This is a genomic window from Streptomyces sp. NBC_00568, from assembly GCF_026341855.1.
Taxonomy (GTDB): Bacteria; Actinomycetota; Actinomycetes; order Streptomycetales; family Streptomycetaceae; genus Streptomyces.
Genome location: NZ_JAPENW010000001.1, coordinates 1 through 19,555, shown reverse-complemented (window position 1 = coordinate 19,555; position 19,555 = coordinate 1). Strand labels below are relative to the sequence as shown.

Sequence of the window (19,555 nt, the reverse complement as noted above, 5' to 3'; positions counted from 1 at the left end):
CATGGACTTCACCGACGTCTCGCTGGTCGCGCTGCGCGTCTTCCGTGAGGTGGCCGAACGCGGCACGCTCACCGCGGCGGCCGGTGCGCTCGGCTACACGCAGTCCGCGGTGTCCCGGCAGATCGCCTCGCTCGAACGGGCCGCGCGGGCCCAGCTGTTGGAGCGGCGCAGGGACGGCGTGCGGCTGACCGCGGCCGGGCACGTCGTACTGCGCCGGGCCGTGACGGTGCTCGACCAGATCGACGCGACCGCGCGGGAACTCGCCGGGCTGCCCGCCGAGGCCGGGACCGTCCGCCTCGGCTGGTTCGCCAGCGCGGGCGCCGTGCTGTTGCCCCGAGCCGTCGCCGCACTGCGCCGCAGCCATCCGGCGATCACCGTCAGCACCCGCGAGGGCAGCACACCGGCGCTGGTGCGCGCGCTGCGGGCCGGCACCCTGGACCTCGCCCTGCTCGCCTCGGCGCCACCGTTCCGGCCCTTCGACAGCGAGTCGCCCCCGCTGACGGTGCGGACGCTCGGCGAACGCAGTCTGCGGCTCGCGGTGCCCGCGACCCATCCGCTCGCCGCCGGTGACTCGGTCGACGTCGCCGACCTGCGGGGACAGCGCTGGATCGCCGGTTCCTCCGTCGGAGACGAGAGGCTGATGGGCGTCTGGCCGGGACTGGACGAGCGTCCCGTGATCGCCCACACCGCCCGTGACTGGCTGGCCAAACTGCACCTGGTGGCCGAGGGCTGCGGCCTGACCACCGTTCCCGCCTCGCTGGCCCCCGCCGCGCCGGCCGGCGTACGGATCCTGTCCGTGCGCGGCGGCCCCGAGGAGCGCCGCCGCGTCGTCCTCGCCCGCCTTCCGGGGCCCTTGCCGGAACCGGCCGCCCGGCTGGCCGAGGCGCTCCGGGCGGCGGCGGCCGACCTGGGCGAACCGTCCTGACGCGACCCCTCCCGGGCTCGGACGGCAGCCGCTCCCGCGCCCGGACGACGCTTCTTCCCGGACGGCGACCCGTCTGCGCTGGGACGATGACAATGCGTGCGCGCCCATCCACCGACGTGCGGTAGGGTTCGGATGCGCGATCACGCGGGGAACCGCGAGGTGACGCATCGGGACGTGGCGCAGCTTGGTAGCGCACTTGACTGGGGGTCAAGGGGTCGCAGGTTCAAATCCTGTCGTCCCGACCAGCTTTCTTGCAGGTCGGAGGCCGTTTTCGCACGGGGCGAGAGCGGCCTTTCCGCTGTCCGTCAGCTGATGTTCCGCGCGGTGCTCCATCACCCCGCCACCGCGAGTGTTCTCGGCCCTGCGGGTCGGGGCGGGTCGGGGCGGTGCGCCAGGCTGCCGTTCGTACAGGACCCCGAACTCGCTCTGTCGTTGCTGCTGCTGACGGTCGCGCCGGTGCTCCGCACCCATGGCCGTCGCTCCTCGTGCCGTGTCAGCCGCGCCGTTGGCCGAGGCTTCGTCCAGCGTGTAGGCGGCCATGATGAGCGAGAGACGGCTGAACGCCTGCGGGAAGGTGCCGAGTTGTTCACCGCTGGGGCCGATTTCCCCGGCGAAGAGGCCGACGTGCCGTCGGCCCGGGCTTCCTTGCGGGGCCCTGCACCACCGGACACCCGGCGCGCGCGTTGCCGCGGCGGACCGGTCGGTGTGCGCGATCATCCTCAGGAGTCCGGCAGCCGGACCGGGCCCGACAGACGTGGAGGTTCGGGGATTGGACATGATCCATGTCCGCGCGGTGAGCCCGCCGGACCTCACCGGCCCGGTCGTCGACCTCCTCGCGGGCGATCCCTCCGTCCTGAACCTGATCGTGCAACCCGCCGCCGCGCGCCATCCGGACGGCGACGCCATCGCCTGCGACGTGCTGACCGGAGCGGCGAACGACGTCCTGCGCGCCCTTCGCGCGCTGCACCTGGACAGCCGGGGCTCCATCGTCATCGAGCCGGTGGACATGGCCTTCGTCGGCGGAGCAGCCGGGACCGGCGCGCGGAAGCTCGGCGCCCGCACCCACGCGCCCGTCTGGGACGAGGTCGAGGCACGTATCCGGGCCCAGGGCACGTACGCGCCGAGTTTCTACCTCTACCTGGTCATCGCCGGCCTCATCGGCGCGGTCGGCATCGTCACCAACTCCCAGGTACTGATCGTCGCGGCCATGGTCGTCGGCCCCGAGTACGGGGCGATCGTCAGCGTCGCCCTCGGCATCGACCAGCGCGACGGCCGACGGATCCACGAGGGGCTGCGAGCGCTGCTGGTGGGATTCCTCCTGGCCATCGCCGCCACGTTCCTCTTCAGCCTGCTGATCCGCGCGTGCGACTTCGAGTCGAAGGCGTTCAGCCTGGGCGTTCGGCCGGTCTCCCAGCTGATCGACAGCCCCGACTTCTTCTCGTTCGCCGTCGCCGCACTGGCCGGGATCGTCGGCATCGTCTCGCTGACCGAGGCGCGGACCAGTGCCCTGCTCGGCGTGTTCATCTCGGTCACGACCATCCCGGCCGCCGCGGACATCGCGGTGTCAGCCGCCTTCACCGACTGGAACGAGGTCTGGGGATCCTTCGTCCAGCTGCTGGTCAACGTCGCCGTGCTGATCGTGGTGGGCACCGGTACGCTCCGATGCCAGCGGGTGATCTGGCGGCGGGTCGCGGCCCGGCGCGAAAAGTCAGCCCGGCGATAGGCGCGTCCTCAGGCCGTGAGCGCTCGGGGCCGGGCGGCGCCATCCGTGGCCGGATGCCGGAGCGGTCCCGAGCCGTACCTGGCGGTTGAGCCGTGCGGATGACGTTCCCGTACCTCGCCGGACCACCGCCGACCGCACACCACGAGCAGGCCGTACTCCCGTGATACGACAGCCACGAGGCCTGTACGCCGACGTGTTTCAGATGGCTTCCGATACCGAGGAGACGATGAGCGTGTCGGCCACACCCGCCGGACCTTCCCCCGCCGCACCGCTGGATCCGCTCGCGCTGATCCGCAGTCGCCGGTACGCGGTTCTGCTGGTGATGACGGCGCTTCTCGGCATCCCGATCTCCGCGTTCGCGTTCGGATTTCTCGCACTCGTGTCCGAACTCCAGTCGCTGACCTACACCGACCTGCCCAGAGGTCTGGGCTTCGACGGGACGCCGTCATGGTGGCCGATCCCGCTTCTGACCCTGGCCGGACTACTGGTGGCGCTGACCATCCGGTACCTGCCGGGGGAGGGCGGGCACAAGCCGGCCGAGGGTCTCGTCACCAAGGGAGCTCCGTCGGCGGCGGAACTGCCCGCCATCGCACTCGCGGCGGTGGCCTCGCTGGGAATGGGCGTGGTGCTCGGGCCCGAAGCACCGCTCATCGCGCTCGGCGGAGGCCTGGCGGTGTACGCCGTCAGGTCGGTGAAGCGTGACATCCAGCCGAGCGCGAGCGCCGTGCTGGGGGCCGCGGGGAGCTTCGCGGCCGTCAGCACACTGCTCGGCTCCCCTCTGCTCGGCGCGTTCCTCCTGATGGAGGCGGCGGGCCTCGGCGGCGTGATGATGGGCGTCGTCCTGGTGCCGGGCCTGCTCGCCGCCGGTGTCGGCTCACTGATCTTCACCGGACTCGGGTCATGGACCGGACTGGGCACGTACTCCCTGGTGCTTCAGCAAGTGCCGCACGCCGACCGCCCCGACATGGCCGGGTTCGGCTGGGCACTCGTCATCGGAGTGGTCGCCGCCCTGCTCGGGACGGGCATCCGTCGGGCGGCACTCTTCCTGCAGCCCCGGGTCGAGCGGCGGCGGGTGGCGGCCACGGCGCTGACCGGTGCCCTCGTGGGAGTGGCAGCGCTCGTGTACGCCGAGGGGACGGGGAGGGCGGCGTCCGACGTGCTGTACTCGGGCCAGAGCGCCCTCGGCCCGCTGCTGGCCGGTGAGGCCGGATACACGGCGGCCACCCTGGTCGTCCTCGTGGTCTGCAAGTCCGTCGCCTACAGCCTTTCCCTCAGCAGCTTCCGCGGCGGTCCGGTCTTTCCCTCGATGTTCGTGGGAGCGGCCGTCGGGCTGGCCATGAGCCACCTCCCCGGGCTGGACGTGACATCCGGCTTCGCCATGGGCGTCGGCGCGATGTGCGTCGCGCTGCTGAAACTGCCGATGACCGCGGTGCTGCTGGCCACCCTGCTCCTGGGGACGCAGGGCCTCACCGTCATGCCCCTCGTGATCGTCGCGGTCGTGGTCTCCTACGTCCTCTCGCTGCGCCTCGCCCCCGCTCCCGCCGCCATCCCCGCCTCGCCCCCGGCGGAGAACGCCAATGGTTCACCCACGTGATCGACGTCGCGCCGACCGTCCTGGAGGCCGCCGGCATCCCGGAGCCGACCATGGTCAACGGCGTTCAGCAGTCGCTGAAACGCCGTGGCGCCCGACTACGACGGCCCGAACGGTGCGTTCACCGGCGACAGTCAACCGCCGTCTGCCCAGGGGAGGGCGGCAGGACCGAGCCGTGACGTGCTTCGACCTCCTTTGCCTTCGGGGCAGTTGAGGCGAGAGGGGCCGAGACGAGGCCGGAGGCCGTATCGGAATTCCGATACGGCCTCCGGCCGTTTCCGCGCTTCTCAGGGGACGGTGGCCGGCCTCCCGGCCGGGCGATGTCCTGGACCCGCCCGGAACGGGCAGGTCAGGCCTGGTCCAGCAGTGAGATCAGGGCCTCCCGCAGGGTCGTCCGAGGATCCTTGACCGGCCCCTCGGAGCGCCAGGCGACGAATCCGTCGGGGCGTACCAGCACCGCACCGTCCGAGGTGACGCCGTGGATCTCCGCCCAGTCCGCGTCACCCGCGGGGACGAGGTCCGCCTCGGGCCCCGTGCCGATCCGGTGGGAGTCGAGCGGGACGGACATCTGCCGGGCCAGGTCCCTCGCCGCGGCGTCCCACCCGCCGGCGCCGTCCGCCGCGCTCAGCAGCACCATGGACCGCTCGTACAGATCGAGGGTGGAGATCCGGGCCCCGGCGCGGGTCAGCCACAGGTGCGGCGCCCGGGTTCCGGGCTCGCCCGTCAGCCGTACCCCCTCGGGCACGACCGGACCGGCCGGATCGGCGCCCAGGACCGCGCCCCGCGGGTAGCGGTAGGCGAGCGCCACGTTGAGGATCCCGCCCTTCCTGCCGCCGGGACCGCCCTGACCGCCGGGACCGCCCTGACCGCCGGGACCGCCCTGACCGCCGGGGCCGCCTCGACCGCCGGGGCCGCCAGGACCGCCTTGACCACCGGGGCCGCCTTGACCACCGGCTTCGGGACCGGGGGTGTACCCGGGGTGGCTGTGCTCGACCGAACGCGAGGAGGCCCGCGCGCTCGTCGCCTCGGCCACCGGCCGGCGCTCGGCGTCGTAGGACTCCAGCAGTCCCGGACCGGCCCAGCCGGACAGCACGGCGGACAGTTTCCAGGCCAGGTTGTGCGCGTCCTGGATACCGGTGTTGGACCCGAACGCCCCGGTGGGGGACATCTCGTGGGCCGAGTCGCCGGCCAGGAACACCCGGTCCCGCGCGTACCGTTCGGCGACCCGCTCGGCGGCGTGCCAGGCGGCCCTGCCGGTGATCTCCACATCCAGATCCGGCACGCCGATGGCCCGCCGGATGTGGTCCACACAGCGCTCGTCGGTGAACTCCTCCAGGGTCTCGCCGTGTTCGGGGTGCCAGGGAGCGTGGAAGACCCAGTGCTCCTTGTTGTCGACCGGCAGCAGAGCCCCGTCGGCCTCCGGGTTGGTCAGGTAACAGACGATGAACCGCCGGTCACCGACGACGTCCGCGAGGCCGCGCGAGGTGAACGTGACGCTCACGTTGTGGAACAGGTCGCCCGGCCCGGTCTGCCCGATGCGCAGCGCTTCGCGGATGGGGCTGCGCGGACCGTCCGCCGCGACGAGGTAGTCCGCGCGGATCGTGGTGTGCTCGCCGGTCTCCCGGCTCTTGACCTTCGCGGTCACGCCCTCGGCGTCCTGCTCGAACGACATCAGCTCGGTGGAGAACCGCAGGTCGCCGCCCAGCTCCCGGGCACTCTCCAGCAGCACCGGCTCCAGGTCGTTCTGGCTGCACAGGCACCATGCGCCCGGGCTGAAACGGGCGAGTCCGTTGCCGGGATCGATCTCCTTGAACAGCCATTCGCCGGCATCGCCCACCAGGGTCGGCGTCTGCAGGATGCCGTGGTTGTCCGCGAGGACCGACGCGGCCTCCTCGATGCGCCGCTGGACCCCGGCCACCCGGAAGACCTCCATGGTGCGCACATTGTTGCCGCGCCCCCGCGGATGGATCGAGGTGCCCGCGTGGCGCTCCACCAGGATGTGCGGCACGCCGAGCCGCCCCAGGAACAGCGAGGTGGACAGGCCCACCAGAGAGCCGCCGACGATGAGGACGGGCGTGTGGTGACCGATCTCTCCGGCCTCTTCGAATCGGTTCATTGATTGCCTCCAGCGTCGCCTGCGACGTGAGTGAGGGAAGGGGATGCAGGTTCCATGCCCCTTGTGGACCGGTTCGCGCGCCAGGGGCACCCGGATGGCGCGCGGTTCACTCGTCCGACCCGTGGGGCTCGCGCACTGGGGAGCTCGCGTCAACGATCAGCTCATGGCGGCCCCGGCGTTTCGGATACCGCGGTCGTTCCTGACTTTCCGTGACGAAAAGGAGAGGTGTGCCGGAATGACTCCCTCAGGACGTATCTCGCAGTCGGCGTTCGACGGCTCCAGGCTTCGGGTGATCCTGCTGCTCGACCTGTACGAAGGCGCTCAGCAGCAGTTCCTCGACGCGTACGAACTCATGCGCAACCAGGTCGCCTCGGTCCCCGGCCACATCAGTGACCAGCTGTGCCAGTCGATCGAGAACCCCTCGCAGTGGCTCATCACCAGCGAGTGGGAGAGCGCCCCGCCCTTCCTCGCCTGGGTGAACAGCGAGGAGCACGTCGAAACCGTCAGGCCGATGCACAGCTGCGTCCGGGACACCCGGTCGATGCGCTACAGCATCCTCCGCGAGACGAGCCCCGCCGAACCGCTCACCCCGGAGTCGGCCAAGGCGCCCAAGCAGGTCGAGGCCCGTGTCGGCAACGGTGTGGCACGCCACGCCCTCACCTTCACCGTCAAGCCCGGATCCGAGTCGAAGGTCGCCGAGATCCTGGCCGGGTACCAGTCGCCCCAGGCCCAGGTCGACGACACCACCCGGCTGCGCCGCACCTCGCTCTTCATGCACGGCAACCGCGTCGTGCGGGCCGTCGAGGTGGAGGGCGACCTCCTCGCGGCACTGCGCCACGTCTCGCGCCAGCCCGAGGTACGGGCGGTCGAGGAGGCCATCAACCCCTACCTGGAGCAGGACCGGGACCTGAGCGACCCCGACTCGGCACGGGTGTTCTTCACCCGGGCGGCGCTCCCGGCCGTGCACCACGTGGTCTCCGGCCGCAAGGAACCCGCGAAGCTGCGCCGGCACGCGCTGTACTACCCGGCCCGGCCGGGCAGCGGCATGGAACTCGCCCGGCTGCTGGCCCACCAGGACGAGGCCGCGGCCGACGACAAGGACAGCCCGGTGTACAGCAGCACCGTCTTCCAGCGCGACGACATCGTGGTGCGGCTCATCGACATCGTGGGCGAGCTCGACGGCGACCCCGTCGCCTCCCTCGGCCTCAAGGGCACCAAGAAGGCCGCCGAGCTCGAGCGTCTCCTCGACGGTGCCGCGATCGGCGTCGAGGGCTCGCTGGATACGGAACGCAACATCAACCGCCTCCTGTCGCACGCCGACATGCTGCCCATCACCGACCGCAGCGCGGCGGGCTCCTGACGGACCGCCGCAGCCCGCGTCCCCGGACGTCCCATCCGACGTCCTCGCCCCACCCGGAGGTACCAAGCATGATCAAGCACCATCCACGCATCGTGGACCTGAGCGAGACGGAACCCAACCGCAGGCGCGGAGGCGACATCCGGGCCCTGCTCACGCCCGCCACGGCGGGGTCCACCAGCGGCTTCATGGGTCTGGCCATCATCCAGCCCGGCGAGCGCATCGGCGAGCACTACCACCCGTACTCCGAGGAGTTCGTGTACGTGGTCAGCGGCGCCCTCGAAGTGGACCTGGACGGTGAGGCGTTCGCGCTCCGGCCCGACCAGGGCCTGTTGATCCCGATCGACATGCGGCACCGCTTCCGCAACGTCGGCGACGAGGAAGCCCGCATGGTCTTCCACCTGGGCCCGCTCGCCCCGCGTCCGAGCCTCGGCCACGTCGACACGGAGGCGACCGACGCCGCCGCGCCCGGCCACGAGGTCGTCATCGGCGGCCCGGACCTGTCCGCGCCGGACCACGGACAGCCGTCCGAGCGAAGTGGGGCCATACAGTGACCCGGCGGGTGGCCGTCACCGGCATCGGTGTGGTCGCTCCGGGCGGTACCGGAACGAAGGCGTTCTGGGACCTCCTCGCAGGCGGCCGCACCGCGACCCGCGGCATCACGCTGTTCGATCCGGCGGGACTGCGCTCCCGCATAGCCGCCGAATGCGACTTCGACCCGCTCGACCACGGACTCGACCCGGAGCTGATCCGGGACGCCGACCGCTACATCCAGTTCGCGGTGGTCGCCGCCGGAGAAGCCGTCCGTGACTCGGGACTCGACGCCGGCAGCCAGGACCCCTGGCGCGTCGCCGTCTCCCTGGGCAGCGCCGTCGGCGGCACCACCCGCCTGGAGCACGACTACGTCAAGGTCAGCGAAGGCGGCCGGCGGTGGGACGTGGACCATCGGGCGGCCGACCCGCGACTGCACCTGGCGTTCGCGCCCAGCACGCTCGCCTCGGTCGTCGCCGAGCAGTTCGGGGCCCAGGGACCCGTGCAGACCGTCTCCACCGGCTGCACCTCCGGACTCGACGCGGTCGGATACGCCTTCCACACCATCGAGGAAGGCCGGGCCGACGTCTGCATCGCCGGGGCGTCCGACTCGCCGATATCCCCGATCACCATGGCCTGCTTCGACGCCATCAAGGCCACGTCGCCCAACAACGACGACCCCGAGCACGCCTCCCGGCCCTTCGACGCCAACCGCAACGGTTTCGTCATGGGCGAGGGCGCGGCCGTGCTGATCCTGGAGGAGTACGAGCACGCCAGGGCCCGCGGCGCGCACATCTACTGCGAGATCGGCGGCTACGCCACCTACGGCAACGCCTATCACATGACCGGTCTGACCAGCGAGGGCCTGGAGATGTCCCGGGCGATCGACAGCACGCTCGATCAGGCCCGCCTCGACCCGACGCTGATCGACTACGTCAACGCGCACGGCTCGGGCACCCGGCAGAACGACCGGCACGAGACCGCCGCGGTCAAGCTGTCCCTGGGCGAGCACGCCTACAACACGCCCATGAGCTCCATCAAATCCATGGTGGGCCACTCGCTGGGCGCGATCGGCGCGATCGAGGTCGTCGCCTGCGTCCTCGCCCTGAAGCACCAGGTGGTGCCGCCCACGGCGAACTACGAAACCCCCGACCCCGAGTGCGACCTGGACTACGTGCCGCGCACCGCACGCCCCCGGAAGCTCAGGAATGTGCTCTCCGTCGGCAGCGGGTTCGGCGGATTCCAGTCCGCGGTGCTCCTGACCGGGACGGGTGGGAGGACACGATGAGTACTCAGCGCCCCCGGCGCGCGGCCGTCACCGGCATCGGTGTCATCGCGCCCAACGGATTGCGTGCGGACGCGTACTGGAAGTCCGTCAGGGAGGGCCTCGGCGTTCTGGACCGGATCACCCGCGAGGGCTGCGAGCATCTGCCGCTGCGCGTCGCGGGTGAGGTCCGGGCCTTCGACGCCGCGGACCTCATCGAGGAACGGTTCCTCGTCCAGACCGACCGGTTCAGCCATTTCGCGATGGCGGCGACCGTCCTCGCCCTCGACGACGCGGGCCTCGGCGCGGTCGACCCCGAGGAGGCGTACGACATCGGTGTGGTCACCGCCGCCGGATCAGGCGGCGGCGAGTTCGGCCAGCGGGAACTGCAGAAGCTGTGGGGACAGGGTTCCCGGTTCGTCGGCCCGTACCAGTCCATCGCCTGGTTCTACGCCGCCAGCACCGGCCAGATCTCCATCCGCGGCGGCTTCAAGGGACCGTGCGGAGTGGTCGCGAGCGACGAGGCGGGCGGACTGGACGCCATCGCGCACGCCGCCCGCGGCGTACGGCGCGGCACCGGCGCGATGCTCGTCGGAGCCGCGGAGGCGCCCCTGGCCCCGTACTCGATGGTCTGCCAGCTCGCCTACCCCGAGCTCAGCACCGTCGAGGACCCCGATCGCGCCTACCGCCCCTTCACCAGGGGAGCCTGCGGCTTCGTGCCCGCGGAAGGCGGCGCCATGCTCGTCGTGGAGGACGAGGGGCGTGCCCGCGAGCGGGGAGCGGCCGTCCGGGCCGTCGTGGCCGGACACGGGGCCACGTTCACCGGCGCCTCGCAGTGGGAGCGGTCCCGGGAGGGACTCGCGCACGCGATCCGGGGCGCCCTCGCCGAGGCGGACTGCGCCCCGGAGGAGATCGACGTCGTCTTCGCCGACGCCCTGGGCGTCCCGGCGGCCGACCGCGCCGAAGCCCTGGCCATCGCCGACGCCCTGGGAGCACACGGAACCCGCGTACCCGTCACGGCACCCAAGACGGGAATCGGACGGGCCTACTGCGGGGCACCCCTGCTGGACACCGCGGCCGCGGTGCTCGCGATGGAGCACGGCCAGGTCCCGCCCACCCCGAACGTGTTCGACATCTGCCACGACCTCGACCTGGTGACGTCGAACGCCCGCCCCGCCGAGCTGCACACGGCCCTGATCCTCAGCAGGGGACTCATGGGTTCCAACGCGGCGCTGGTCGTGCGCCGCGGCGGCGACTCCGCCCGGGAGCCCGGGCGCAAGTGAAGGGAACACCCGCATGATCACCACCGAAGTGACCTACGACGAACTGGCCGCCCTCATGAAGAAGGCGGCCGGGATCACCGTCGACCCCAAGGAGCTCGCGCAGGCGTCCGACGCGCCGTTCGGCACCCTCGGACTCGACTCGCTCGGGCTGCTCGGCATCGTCGGCGAGCTGGAGAACCGGTACAGCCGGCCCCTGCCCCCCGACACGGAGCGCTGCAAGACCCCCCGCGAGTTCCTCGATCTCGTCAACGACAACCTCAAGGCTGGAGCCTGAAGTGCCCGGACACACCGACAACAGCATCACGATCGACGCTCCTCTCGACCTCGTCTGGGACATCACGAACGACATCGAGAACTGGCCTCAGCTCTTCAGCGAGTACGCGTCCCTCGAAGTCCTCTCCCGGGACGGCGACACGACCACCTTCCGCCTCACCATGCACCCGGACGACAACGGGAAGGTGTGGAGCTGGGTCTCGCAGAGAACCGTGGACCGGGCGAGGCGGACCGTCCGGGCCCGCCGCGTCGAGACGGGACCGTTCGCGCACATGAACATCCGGTGGGAGTACGAGGAGACCCCGGCCGGCACCCACATGCGCTGGGTGCAGGACTTCGCGATGAAGCCCGAGGCCCCGGTCGACGACGCGTGGATGACGGACAACATCAACCGCAACTCCGTCACGCAGATGGCGCTCATCCGGGACCGGATCGAGCAGGCCGCCCGTGAGCGCCGCAGCCCGGCCGCCATGCCCCGTTGATCCCGGCACAGGAAGGAAACCCGATGCATCACGCCCTGATCGTCGCCCGCATGGCGCCCGACTCGGCGCCGGCGATCTCCGACGTGTTCGCCGCCTCCGACCGGGGTGAACTCCCGCACCTCATCGGAGTCAACCGGCGCAGCCTCTTCCAGTTCGGTGATGTGTATCTGCACCTCATCGAATCCGACCGGGACCCGGCACCCGCCATCGCGAAGGTGGTCGGGCACCCCGAGTTCCGCAGTGTCAGCGAGGAACTGTCGGCGTACGTCAGCGCGTACGACCCGCAGACCTGGCGGAGCCCCAAGGACGCCATGGCGCACTGCTTCTACCGCTGGGAGCGGGACTCCGCCTCCTGAACGAGCACCGTGACACAACCCGAGGCCGCAGGCTCCGCGAAGAAGCGGAACCGGCGGCCTCGGGTTTTCCTCGGCGTTGCGGACGGATCAGCCGGGGACGGTGCACTCGAAGGCGTGCAGATAGGCGTTCACCGGGCGGATCTCGCCGATGACCAGACCCGCGTCCGTGAGCCGGTCGACCATGCTCTGCCGGGTGTGCTTGGCACCGCCGACGTTGAGGAGCAGCAGCAGGTCCATGGCCGTCGTGAAGCGCATCGACGGGGTGTCGTCCACGAGGTTCTCGATGACGACGACGCGGGCACCGGGCCGCGCGGCCTTGCGGACGTTCGCGAGCGCACGGCGGGTGCTCTCGTCGTCCCACTCCAGGATGTTCTTGATGATGTACACGTCCGCCTGGACCGGGATGTCCTCACGGCAGTCCCCGGCCACGATCCGCACCCGGTCGGCCAGCGCCCCGCCGCTCCGCAGGCGGGGATCGGCGTTCTCCACCACGCCCGGCAGGTCGAGCAGGGTGCCGTGCATGCCCGGGTGCTTCTCCAGCAGGCAGGCCACGACGTGTCCCTGACCGCCTCCGATGTCGGCGACCGCCTTCACACCCCGCAGGTCGAGCAGGTTCGCGACGTCCTGGGCCGACTGCGAACTGGACGTCGTCATGGCCCGGTTGAAGACGTGCGCGGACTCGGGGGCGTCTTCGTTGAGGTACGTGAAGAACTCCTTGTCGTACACGTCCTCGAAGACGTTGCGGCCGGAGCGCACCGCCTCGTCGAGCTTCGGCCAGACGTTCCACGTCCACGGCTCGGTGCACCACAGCGCGATGTAGCGGAGGCTGTGCGGGTCGTCCTCGCGCAGGAGCCGGGACATCTCCGTGTGCTCGAACATGCCGTCGGGGCGTTCCGCGAAGACGCCCTGGCAGGACAGGGCGCGCAGCAGCCGGCGCAGGGTCTTCGGCTGGGTCTTCACCGCCGCCGCCAGGTCCTCGGCGCTCATGGGCGTGTCGTCCAGCGCGTCCGCCACACCCAGACGGGCGGCGGCGCGTACGGCGGCTGCGCGGGCCGCTCCGAAGACGAGTTCCCTCAGTTGCATGGACGGCGGGGGACTCTGATCGACAGTCGTCATTCAATGCCTCGCTTCTGATTCTGATGCCGTGCTGTACGGGGAGACCGGGCCGGTCCGGACGGGGGGCGGACCTGGCGGTACGGAGGCAGGACCGGGCCGTACGGGAGTGCGGACCCGGTCCTGTGGACGGGTGGGACGTCAGCACATTCCGGCGGGCTCGGAGACCGCGCAGGTGTTGCCCCGGAACGAGTTGTTCTTGCCGGTGTCGCGGTTGGCCAGGTCCGACGGGCCGTTGCGCAGGACCACGTTGTCGCGCACCTCGTTGTTCTCGCTGAGCGCGCCCACGAAGCTCTTGAACAGCACGATGCCGCCGGACAGCGGGGACGTGCCCACGTTGTCCTCGACCCGGTTCCGGGTCACGTGCGTGTCCTCGGCGCCGGTGAGGACGATCCCCGAACCCTGGAGCGCGGGCAGCCGCGGGGTCTTGGGGCAGGACTTGTTATTGGCGTGGATGTAGTTGCGGCGCACACTGATTCCGCCGATACGTGGCTTGTTCTCGTCACCCACGACGAAGACCGCGGCGCAGTTGCCGGTGGCCTCGTTGTGGGCGACGGTCAGGTTCCGCAGCCGCCGCACCGTGATGCCGATCCGGTTGCCGCTCAGCAGGTTGTACCTGGCCACCGTTCCCTTGGTGTCACGGGCTCCCTCCTCGGTGTCGACCGTGTTGGAGAGGAAGAGACCGGCGTCGCCGTTGTCCTTGGCGATGTTGTGGACGAACCTCCCGCGGACGGACCGCTCCGAGGCGAGACCCCACTGGCCGTTCTTCTCGGAGGTCACCCTGCGGACCGTCAGCCGGTCGGTCCTCGACGCCCACAGGCCCTGCTTGGCGAAGCCCTTGATGGTCAGTGAGGTCACGGTGACACCCCGGACGGGACTGCTGTCCGTCCCCGTCACACAAACGCCGTTGCCCGCCTTGGAACACGCGTCGGCGGTGGCCGTACCCGGAACGATGACGGTGGAACGGGCGTCGGTGCCCCGCAGGGTCAGGTCCGACACCGTGATGCGGACGCTCTCGTGATAAGTGCCGGGGCGGACGAGGACGGTGTCGCCCCGCTTCGCCGAGTCCACGGCCTTCTGGATGGATTCTCCGGCGCGCACCACGTGCACCGAACGGTGGTCGGCCGAAGGGGCTGCGCCCAGCCCTGAGGCCAGGACCACCGCGGTGCACGCGAGGTAGGCCATCTGTTGTTTGGTCATGGGCCGAAGCTATGAAGGGGCGTTCGGGCCCGCCACCGGTGCTCGTCCAGGTGGCCCGCTCCATCACCGTGACGCGCCGAACGAAGTCACAGTGGCGTGCGGAGCGACCTTGCTCGTGGCGGCCGGTCGCGCCGCGCTCGGCTCGGACTCCGTGCCTGACGCACATGCCTGGAGTAAGTCACTCCGTCGCGCCCGGGCGGGCGCCCCCGGCACGACGACAGCCGCCCCGGCCTGAGGGATCCGGCCGGGGCGGCGTGCGCGGGGCGTGTCCGCGAGGTGTGCTCAGGTCAGGCGAGGATCGCCAGTGCCTCGTTCCAGGTGGCCGACGGGCGCATCACGGAGGCGGCCTTGGCCGGGTCGGGCTGGTAGTAGCCGCCGATGTCGGCCGCGTCGCCCTGGACCGCGATCAGCTCGCCCACGATCGTCTGCTCCTGCGCGGTCAGCACCTCGGCGAGCTGGGCGAACGCCTTGGCGAGGTCCGCGTCGTCGGTCTGCTGCGCCAGCTCCTTCGCCCAGTACAGGGAGAGGAAGAAGTGGCTGCCGCGGTTGTCGATGCCGCCGACGCGACGGGTCGGCGACTTGTCCTCGTCGAGGAAGGTCGCCGTCGCGCGGTCGAGGGTGTCCGCGAGCACCTGGGCGCGCGCGTTGCCCGTGGTGGTCGCGAGGTGCTCGAAGCTGGAGGCCAGCGCGAGGAACTCACCGAGGCTGTCCCAGCGCAGGTAGTTCTCCTTGACGAGCTGCTGCACGTGCTTCGGCGCGGAGCCGCCGGCGCCCGTCTCGAAGAGGCCGCCGCCCGCCATCAGCGGGACGACCGACAGCATCTTGGCGCTGGTGCCCAGCTCCAGGATCGGGAACAGGTCGGTGAGGTAGTCGCGCAGCACGTTGCCGGTGACCGAGATCGTGTTCTCGCCGCGGCGGATGCGCTCCACGGACAGCTTGGTCGCCTCGACCGGGGACAGGACACGGATGTCCAGGCCCTCGGTGTCGTGCTCCGGAAGGTACTGCTTGATCTTCTCGATGAGCACGGCGTCGTGCGCGCGGTCCTCGTCCAGCCAGAACACGGCCGGGTCGCCGGTGGCGCGGGCACGGGTGACGGCCAGCTTCACCCAGTCGCGGATCGGGGCGTCCTTGGTCTGGCAGGCGCGGAAGATGTCGCCCGCGGAGACGGTCTGCTCCAGGACGACGTTGCCGGCCTGGTCGACGAGGCGGACCGTGCCGGTGACCGGGATCTCGAAGGTCTTGTCGTGGCTGCCGTACTCCTCGGCCTTCTGCGCCATCAGACCGACGTTCGGGACGGTGCCCATGGTCGACGGGTCGAAGGCGCCGTTGGCGCGGCAGTCGTCGATGACGACCTGGTAGACACCGGAGTAGCTGCTGTCCGGCAGCACGGCGAGGGTGTCGGCCTCCTGGCCGTCCGGGCCCCACATGTGGCCGGAGGTGCGGATCATGGCCGGCATCGAGGCGTCGACGATGACGTCGGACGGCACGTGCAGGTTGGTGATGCCCTTGTCGGAGTCGACCATCGCCAGGGCCGGGCCCTCGGCGAGCTCGGCGTCGAAGGACGCCTTGATCCCGGCACCCTCCGGCAGGGCCTCCAGGCCCTTGTAGATGCCGCCGAGACCGTCGTTCGGGGAGAGACCGGCGGCGGCGAGCGTCTCGCCGTACTTCGCGAAGGTCTTCGGGAAGAAGGCGCGCACGACGTGACCGAAGACGATCGGGTCGGAGACCTTCATCATCGTGGCCTTGAGGTGCACCGAGAACAGCACGTCCTCGGCCTTGGCGCGGGCGATCTGCTCGGTGAGGAACTCGCGCAGCGGCGCGACGTGCATGACGGACGCGTCCACGACCTCGCCCGCCTTGACCGGTACGGACTCGCGCAGCACGGTGGTGGAGCCGTCGTCGCCGACCAGCTCGATCTTCAGCGCGCCGGCCTCGGAGACCACGGCCGACTTCTCGGTGGAGCGGAAGTCGTCGACGCCCATGGTGGCGACGTTCGTCTTCGAGTCCGACGACCAGGCGCCCATGCGGTGCGGGTGGGTCTTGGCGTAGTTCTTGACCGACGCGGGGGCGCGGCGGTCGGAGTTGCCCTCGCGGAGCACCGGGTTCACGGCGCTGCCCTTGACCTTGTCGTAACGGGCGCGGATGTCGCGCTCCTCGTCCGACTTCGGGTCGTCCGGGTAGTCCGGGAGCGCGTAGCCCTGCGCCTGCAGCTCGGCCAGCGCCGCCTTCAGCTGGGGGATCGAGGCCGAGATGTTCGGCAGCTTGATGATGTTCGCCCCGGGCGTCTTGGCCAGCTCACCGAGCTCGGACAGGGCGTCCTCGATGCGCTGGTCCTCCCGGAGGAACTCCGGGAACAGGGCGATGATGCGCCCGGCCAGCGAGATGTCACGGGTCTCCACAGTGACACCCGCCTGCGAGGCGTACGCCTGGACCACCGGCAGGAACGAATACGTCGCCAGGGCCGGGGCCTCGTCAGTGTGCGTGTAAATGATGGTCGAGTCAGTCACCGGGTGCTCCGCTCCACGTCTGCAACATTGCTCGACATCAAGATATCTCGTGAGCGACCCCGGCTCGACAGGGGTACGTCCCGGGCCGGGCGAGCGCGTCGGAAAACCGCCCTCCGCGGCGGGCCGGAGTGAACACGCGGGCCCGAGTGAAAACGGAAATGCTGAGCCGGAGGCAACCGGGCGCCCCGCTCATGCGTAAAGGAAGGTGATCACTCACTCGATCACCCACTGGATCCGGCGACGGGCCTCCAGGCTCCCCGCCGCCCGAACGAAAGCGAACCATGAGATATCGCACCAGAGTGACGGCCCCCGCGGCCGCGCTGATCGGCACGGCCGCCGTGCTCGCCGCCGGACCCGCGGCCTCGGCGCGCCCCCAGGCTTTAAGGCCTGAGGGCACCCCGGGCGCGGAGACCCTCGGCGACTCCGTCTTCCCGGCCCTCGGCAACGCCGGCTACCGCGTCGAGGCGTACCACCTCGACTTCTCGTACGACGCCACGACCCGTCTGGTCGACGCCAAGGCGACCTTGATGATCAAGGCGACCCAGAACCTCTCCCGCTTCTCGCTCGACGCGCTCGGCCTGGACGTGCGTTCGGTGCGGGTCGGTGGTGCGACCGCCACCTTCGAGCAGGTGGGCGAGAAGCTGCGCGTCACCCCGGCCCGGACCCTTCCGGAGCACTGCGCCGTCGCGGTCTGCGTCGAGTACGGCGCCGACCCGGCCAGGACGCTCGCGTACACCGCCTGGGTCCCCACCGTCGACGGATTCGCGGTGTGCCCGCAGCCGAACGCGGCGCACACCGTCTTCCCGTGCAACGACCACCCGACGGACAAGGCGGACTTCAGCTTCCGCATCACCGTGCCGAGCACCCTGCGCGGTGTCGCGAGCGGCACGCTGGTCCGCACGGAGAACCTGGACGGCGACCGGACGGCGTACACCTACCGTTCGGCTTCGCCGATAGCCACCGAGCTGGTGCAGATCACGGTCGGCGACTACGTCGTCAAGGAGCGGCAGGGGCCGCACGGGCTGGGGCTGCGGGACGTCGTCCCGACGGCGCGCGCCGCCGCGCTGGAGCCGGCGCTCGCGCTCACCCCCGGCCTCCTCGACTGGCTGGAGCAGCGGCTCGGGGCCTACCCGTTCGAGACGTACGGGTTGCTGCCCTGCAACTCCGACGCCGCGAACGCCTTCGACTTCACGGGCCTGGAGACCCAGACCCTGACGCTCTACAAGCCGAACTTCCTGCTCCAGGAGGAGAAGAAGATCGGCTCGCACATGATGCACGAGCTGGTCCACTCCTGGTTCGGCAACAGCGTCAGCCCGGCCAACTGGGCGGACCTGTGGCTGAACGAGGGCCACGCGGACTTCTACGGGCTGCTCTACCGCTACGAGCGCGGCTGGGCCGACTCGCTCGGTCTGACCACCCTCGAAGCCCGGATGAAGGACACGTACGCCAAGGGCGACCAGTGGCGCAGGGACTCCGGGCCCGTCGCCGCGCCGAACGCCGTCAACCTCTTCGACAACCAGCGCTACGTGGGCGGTGTCCTGGTCCTCTACGCGCTGCGCGAGGCCGTCGGCGAGGACGTCTTCAACCGCATCGAGCGCACCTTCCTGGAGCGGTACCGCAACTCCGCGGCGACCACCGCCGACTACATCGCGGTCGCCTCCGAGGTCTCCGGACAGGACCAGTCCGGTTTCCTGAACGACTGGCTGTACGGGACGAAGACACCGCGCATGCCGAACCACCCCGACTGGACGGTCACCCCGGTCGTGTCGAGCCTGGTCGCGCCCCGCCACCGCGAGCCCGGCCACTACCCGGACTCGTCCGCCACGCTCTGACCCGCGCGTCGAGCGGCGAAGGGCCGGGCGGACGTGTTCCGCCCGGCCCCACGGCCCGTTCTCAGGTCTGCTTCGTGGCCTCGCGCTGATGCGGGATGGCGGTCTCCAGGAGCCCCACACCGCCGGGCTGCAGCGCGACCGTCCGGGCGGGCGACGGAATCCGGATGCCCTCGTCCCGGTAGCGCCGGTGCAGGCGCTTGATGAACTCGTGCTTGATCCGGTACTGGTCGCTGAACTCGCCCACGCCGAGGATCACGGTGAGGCCGATGCGGGAGTCGCCGAACGTGTGGAAACGGACGGCGGGTTCGTGGTCCGGGACGGCGCCGGTGATCTCGGTCATCACCTCGGCGACGATCTCGTTGGTGACCCGCTCGACATGGTCCAGGTCGCTGTCGTAGCCGACGCCGACCTGCACGAGGAGCGTCATCTGCTGCTCGGGCCGGGTGAAGTTGGTCATGTTGGTGCCCGACAGCTGGGCGTTGGGGATGATGACCAGGTTGTTGGAGAGCTGACGGACCGTGGTGTTGCGCCAGTTGATGTCGACGACGTATCCCTCCTCACCGCTGCTCAGCCGGATGTAGTCGCCCGGCTGGATCGTCTTCGACGCGAGGATGTGCACGCCCGCGAAGAGGTTGGCGAGGGTGTCCTGGAGGGCGAGGGCGACGGCCAGACCACCCACACCCAGGGCCGTCAGCAGAGGCGCTATCGAGATCCCCAGCGTCTGCAGGACGATCAGGAAGCCGATCGCCATCACCACGACCCGGGTGATGTTGACGAAGATGGTGGCCGAACCGGCGACGCCCGAGCGGGACTGGGTCACCGACTGGACCAGGCCGGTGATCAGCCGGGCGGCGGTGATCGTCGTGACGAGGATGAGCAGGACGGTCAGCGACCGGTTGACGGTGCGTCCGACCGGCGCGGTCAGCGGCAGCACCGCGGCCGCCGACGCCATGCCCGCCGTGATGGCCGCCCACGGCACCAGGGTGCGCAGCGCGGCCACGA

General features: G+C 70.7%; 16 protein-coding genes and 1 tRNA gene. 12 read left to right on the top strand and 5 right to left on the bottom strand.

The window, feature by feature from the left end:
* Position 1 precedes the first annotated feature (1 nt).
* The 4 genes from OOK38_RS00085 to OOK38_RS00070 all read left to right on the top strand — a co-directional run bounded on the left by OOK38_RS00085 (position 2) and on the right by OOK38_RS00070 (position 4,242).
* Positions 2-925, top strand: coding sequence for a LysR substrate-binding domain-containing protein (locus OOK38_RS00085; RefSeq protein ID WP_266847986.1), 924 nt, complete (start codon positions 2-4; stop codon positions 923-925).
* Between the two features lie 168 nt (positions 926-1,093).
* Positions 1,094-1,170 (top strand) — tRNA-Pro (locus OOK38_RS00080).
* Between the two features lie 524 nt (positions 1,171-1,694).
* Positions 1,695-2,648 carry a DUF389 domain-containing protein gene (locus tag OOK38_RS00075; protein WP_266764151.1) on the top strand — a complete coding sequence of 318 codons (954 nt, stop codon included), beginning with the start codon at positions 1,695-1,697 and terminating at the stop codon, positions 2,646-2,648.
* Between the two features lie 226 nt (positions 2,649-2,874).
* A complete protein-coding gene (locus tag OOK38_RS00070) occupies positions 2,875-4,242 on the top strand; it encodes a chloride channel protein (RefSeq protein ID WP_266849306.1) in 1,368 nt (455 codons plus the stop codon).
* A 346-nt stretch (positions 4,243-4,588) separates the two neighbouring features.
* Here the strand turns inward: OOK38_RS00070 and OOK38_RS00065 are convergent, their stop codons facing one another.
* Entirely contained in the window at positions 4,589-6,355 is a 1,767-nt protein-coding gene (locus tag OOK38_RS00065; RefSeq protein WP_266847984.1) for an FAD-dependent monooxygenase, read from the bottom strand.
* Positions 6,356-6,590: 235 nt separating this feature from the next.
* On the opposite strand from OOK38_RS00065, the gene OOK38_RS00060 reads away from it, so the two are divergent.
* The 7 genes from OOK38_RS00060 to OOK38_RS00030 all read left to right on the top strand — a co-directional run bounded on the left by OOK38_RS00060 (position 6,591) and on the right by OOK38_RS00030 (position 11,901).
* Positions 6,591-7,715, top strand: coding sequence for a SchA/CurD-like domain-containing protein (locus tag OOK38_RS00060; RefSeq protein ID WP_266847983.1), 1,125 nt, complete (start codon positions 6,591-6,593; stop codon positions 7,713-7,715).
* A 68-nt stretch (positions 7,716-7,783) separates the two neighbouring features.
* Positions 7,784-8,266 carry a cupin domain-containing protein gene (locus tag OOK38_RS00055; RefSeq protein WP_266764154.1) on the top strand — a complete coding sequence of 161 codons (483 nt, stop codon included), beginning with the start codon at positions 7,784-7,786 and terminating at the stop codon, positions 8,264-8,266.
* On the top strand, positions 8,263-9,531 hold the full coding sequence (locus OOK38_RS00050) for a beta-ketoacyl synthase (RefSeq protein WP_266764155.1): 1,269 nt from the start codon (positions 8,263-8,265) through the stop codon (positions 9,529-9,531). The genes OOK38_RS00055 and OOK38_RS00050 overlap by 4 nt, the downstream gene beginning before the upstream one ends.
* Entirely contained in the window at positions 9,528-10,790 is a 1,263-nt protein-coding gene (locus tag OOK38_RS00045) for a ketosynthase chain-length factor (RefSeq protein WP_266764156.1), read from the top strand. The genes OOK38_RS00050 and OOK38_RS00045 overlap by 4 nt, the downstream gene beginning before the upstream one ends.
* A gap of 13 nt (positions 10,791-10,803) precedes the next feature.
* On the top strand, positions 10,804-11,064 hold the full coding sequence (locus OOK38_RS00040) for a phosphopantetheine-binding protein (RefSeq protein ID WP_266764157.1): 261 nt from the start codon (positions 10,804-10,806) through the stop codon (positions 11,062-11,064).
* A gap of 1 nt (position 11,065) precedes the next feature.
* Entirely contained in the window at positions 11,066-11,545 is a 480-nt protein-coding gene (locus tag OOK38_RS00035; RefSeq protein WP_266764158.1) for an SRPBCC family protein, read from the top strand.
* Between the two features lie 23 nt (positions 11,546-11,568).
* The gene (locus OOK38_RS00030; protein WP_266764159.1) at positions 11,569-11,901 is read left to right on the top strand and encodes a TcmI family type II polyketide cyclase; all 333 of its coding nucleotides are present in this window, start codon (positions 11,569-11,571) and stop codon (positions 11,899-11,901) included.
* A gap of 87 nt (positions 11,902-11,988) precedes the next feature.
* On the opposite strand, the gene OOK38_RS00025 is transcribed toward OOK38_RS00030, so the two are convergent.
* From OOK38_RS00025 to OOK38_RS00015, 3 genes are all read right to left on the bottom strand, one after another.
* Complete coding sequence (locus tag OOK38_RS00025) at positions 11,989-13,017, bottom strand: methyltransferase (protein ID WP_266764160.1); 1,029 nt, start codon at positions 13,015-13,017, stop codon at positions 11,989-11,991.
* Positions 13,018-13,155: 138 nt separating this feature from the next.
* Positions 13,156-14,214 (bottom strand): nitrous oxide reductase family maturation protein NosD, encoded by a 1,059-nt coding sequence (locus tag OOK38_RS00020; RefSeq protein ID WP_266764161.1) that lies wholly within the window; start codon positions 14,212-14,214, stop codon positions 13,156-13,158.
* 287 nt (positions 14,215-14,501) lie between these two features.
* Positions 14,502-16,721: an NADP-dependent isocitrate dehydrogenase gene (locus OOK38_RS00015; RefSeq protein ID WP_266847981.1), complete on the bottom strand. Its 2,220-nt coding sequence runs from the start codon at positions 16,719-16,721 to the stop codon at positions 14,502-14,504.
* Between the two features lie 281 nt (positions 16,722-17,002).
* Between OOK38_RS00015 and OOK38_RS00010 the strand changes: the two genes are divergently transcribed.
* Positions 17,003-18,553 (top strand): M1 family metallopeptidase, encoded by a 1,551-nt coding sequence (locus tag OOK38_RS00010; RefSeq protein WP_266764163.1) that lies wholly within the window; start codon positions 17,003-17,005, stop codon positions 18,551-18,553.
* Between the two features lie 61 nt (positions 18,554-18,614).
* On the opposite strand, the gene OOK38_RS00005 is transcribed toward OOK38_RS00010, so the two are convergent.
* Positions 18,615-19,555: mechanosensitive ion channel family protein (locus tag OOK38_RS00005; RefSeq protein WP_266847979.1), on the bottom strand; the 941-nt coding region annotated here is incomplete at its 5' end.

What these genes read in the sequence shown, in the direction of transcription:
- OOK38_RS00085 (WP_266847986.1), top strand. Translation starts at nt 2, where the DNA reads ATGGACTTCACCGACGTCTCGCTGGTCGCGCTGCGCGTCTTCCGTGAG.
- OOK38_RS00070 (WP_266849306.1), top strand. Translation starts at nt 2,875, where the DNA reads ATGAGCGTGTCGGCCACACCCGCCGGACCTTCCCCCGCCGCACCGCTG.
- OOK38_RS00065 (WP_266847984.1), bottom strand. Translation starts at nt 6,355, where the DNA reads ATGAACCGATTCGAAGAGGCCGGAGAGATCGGTCACCACACGCCCGTC.
- OOK38_RS00060 (WP_266847983.1), top strand. Translation starts at nt 6,591, where the DNA reads ATGACTCCCTCAGGACGTATCTCGCAGTCGGCGTTCGACGGCTCCAGG.
- OOK38_RS00055 (WP_266764154.1), top strand. Translation starts at nt 7,784, where the DNA reads ATGATCAAGCACCATCCACGCATCGTGGACCTGAGCGAGACGGAACCC.
- OOK38_RS00045 (WP_266764156.1), top strand. Translation starts at nt 9,528, where the DNA reads ATGAGTACTCAGCGCCCCCGGCGCGCGGCCGTCACCGGCATCGGTGTC.
- OOK38_RS00040 (WP_266764157.1), top strand. Translation starts at nt 10,804, where the DNA reads ATGATCACCACCGAAGTGACCTACGACGAACTGGCCGCCCTCATGAAG.
- OOK38_RS00030 (WP_266764159.1), top strand. Translation starts at nt 11,569, where the DNA reads ATGCATCACGCCCTGATCGTCGCCCGCATGGCGCCCGACTCGGCGCCG.
- OOK38_RS00025 (WP_266764160.1), bottom strand. Translation starts at nt 13,017, where the DNA reads ATGACGACTGTCGATCAGAGTCCCCCGCCGTCCATGCAACTGAGGGAA.
- OOK38_RS00020 (WP_266764161.1), bottom strand. Translation starts at nt 14,214, where the DNA reads ATGACCAAACAACAGATGGCCTACCTCGCGTGCACCGCGGTGGTCCTG.
- OOK38_RS00010 (WP_266764163.1), top strand. Translation starts at nt 17,003, where the DNA reads ATGAGATATCGCACCAGAGTGACGGCCCCCGCGGCCGCGCTGATCGGC.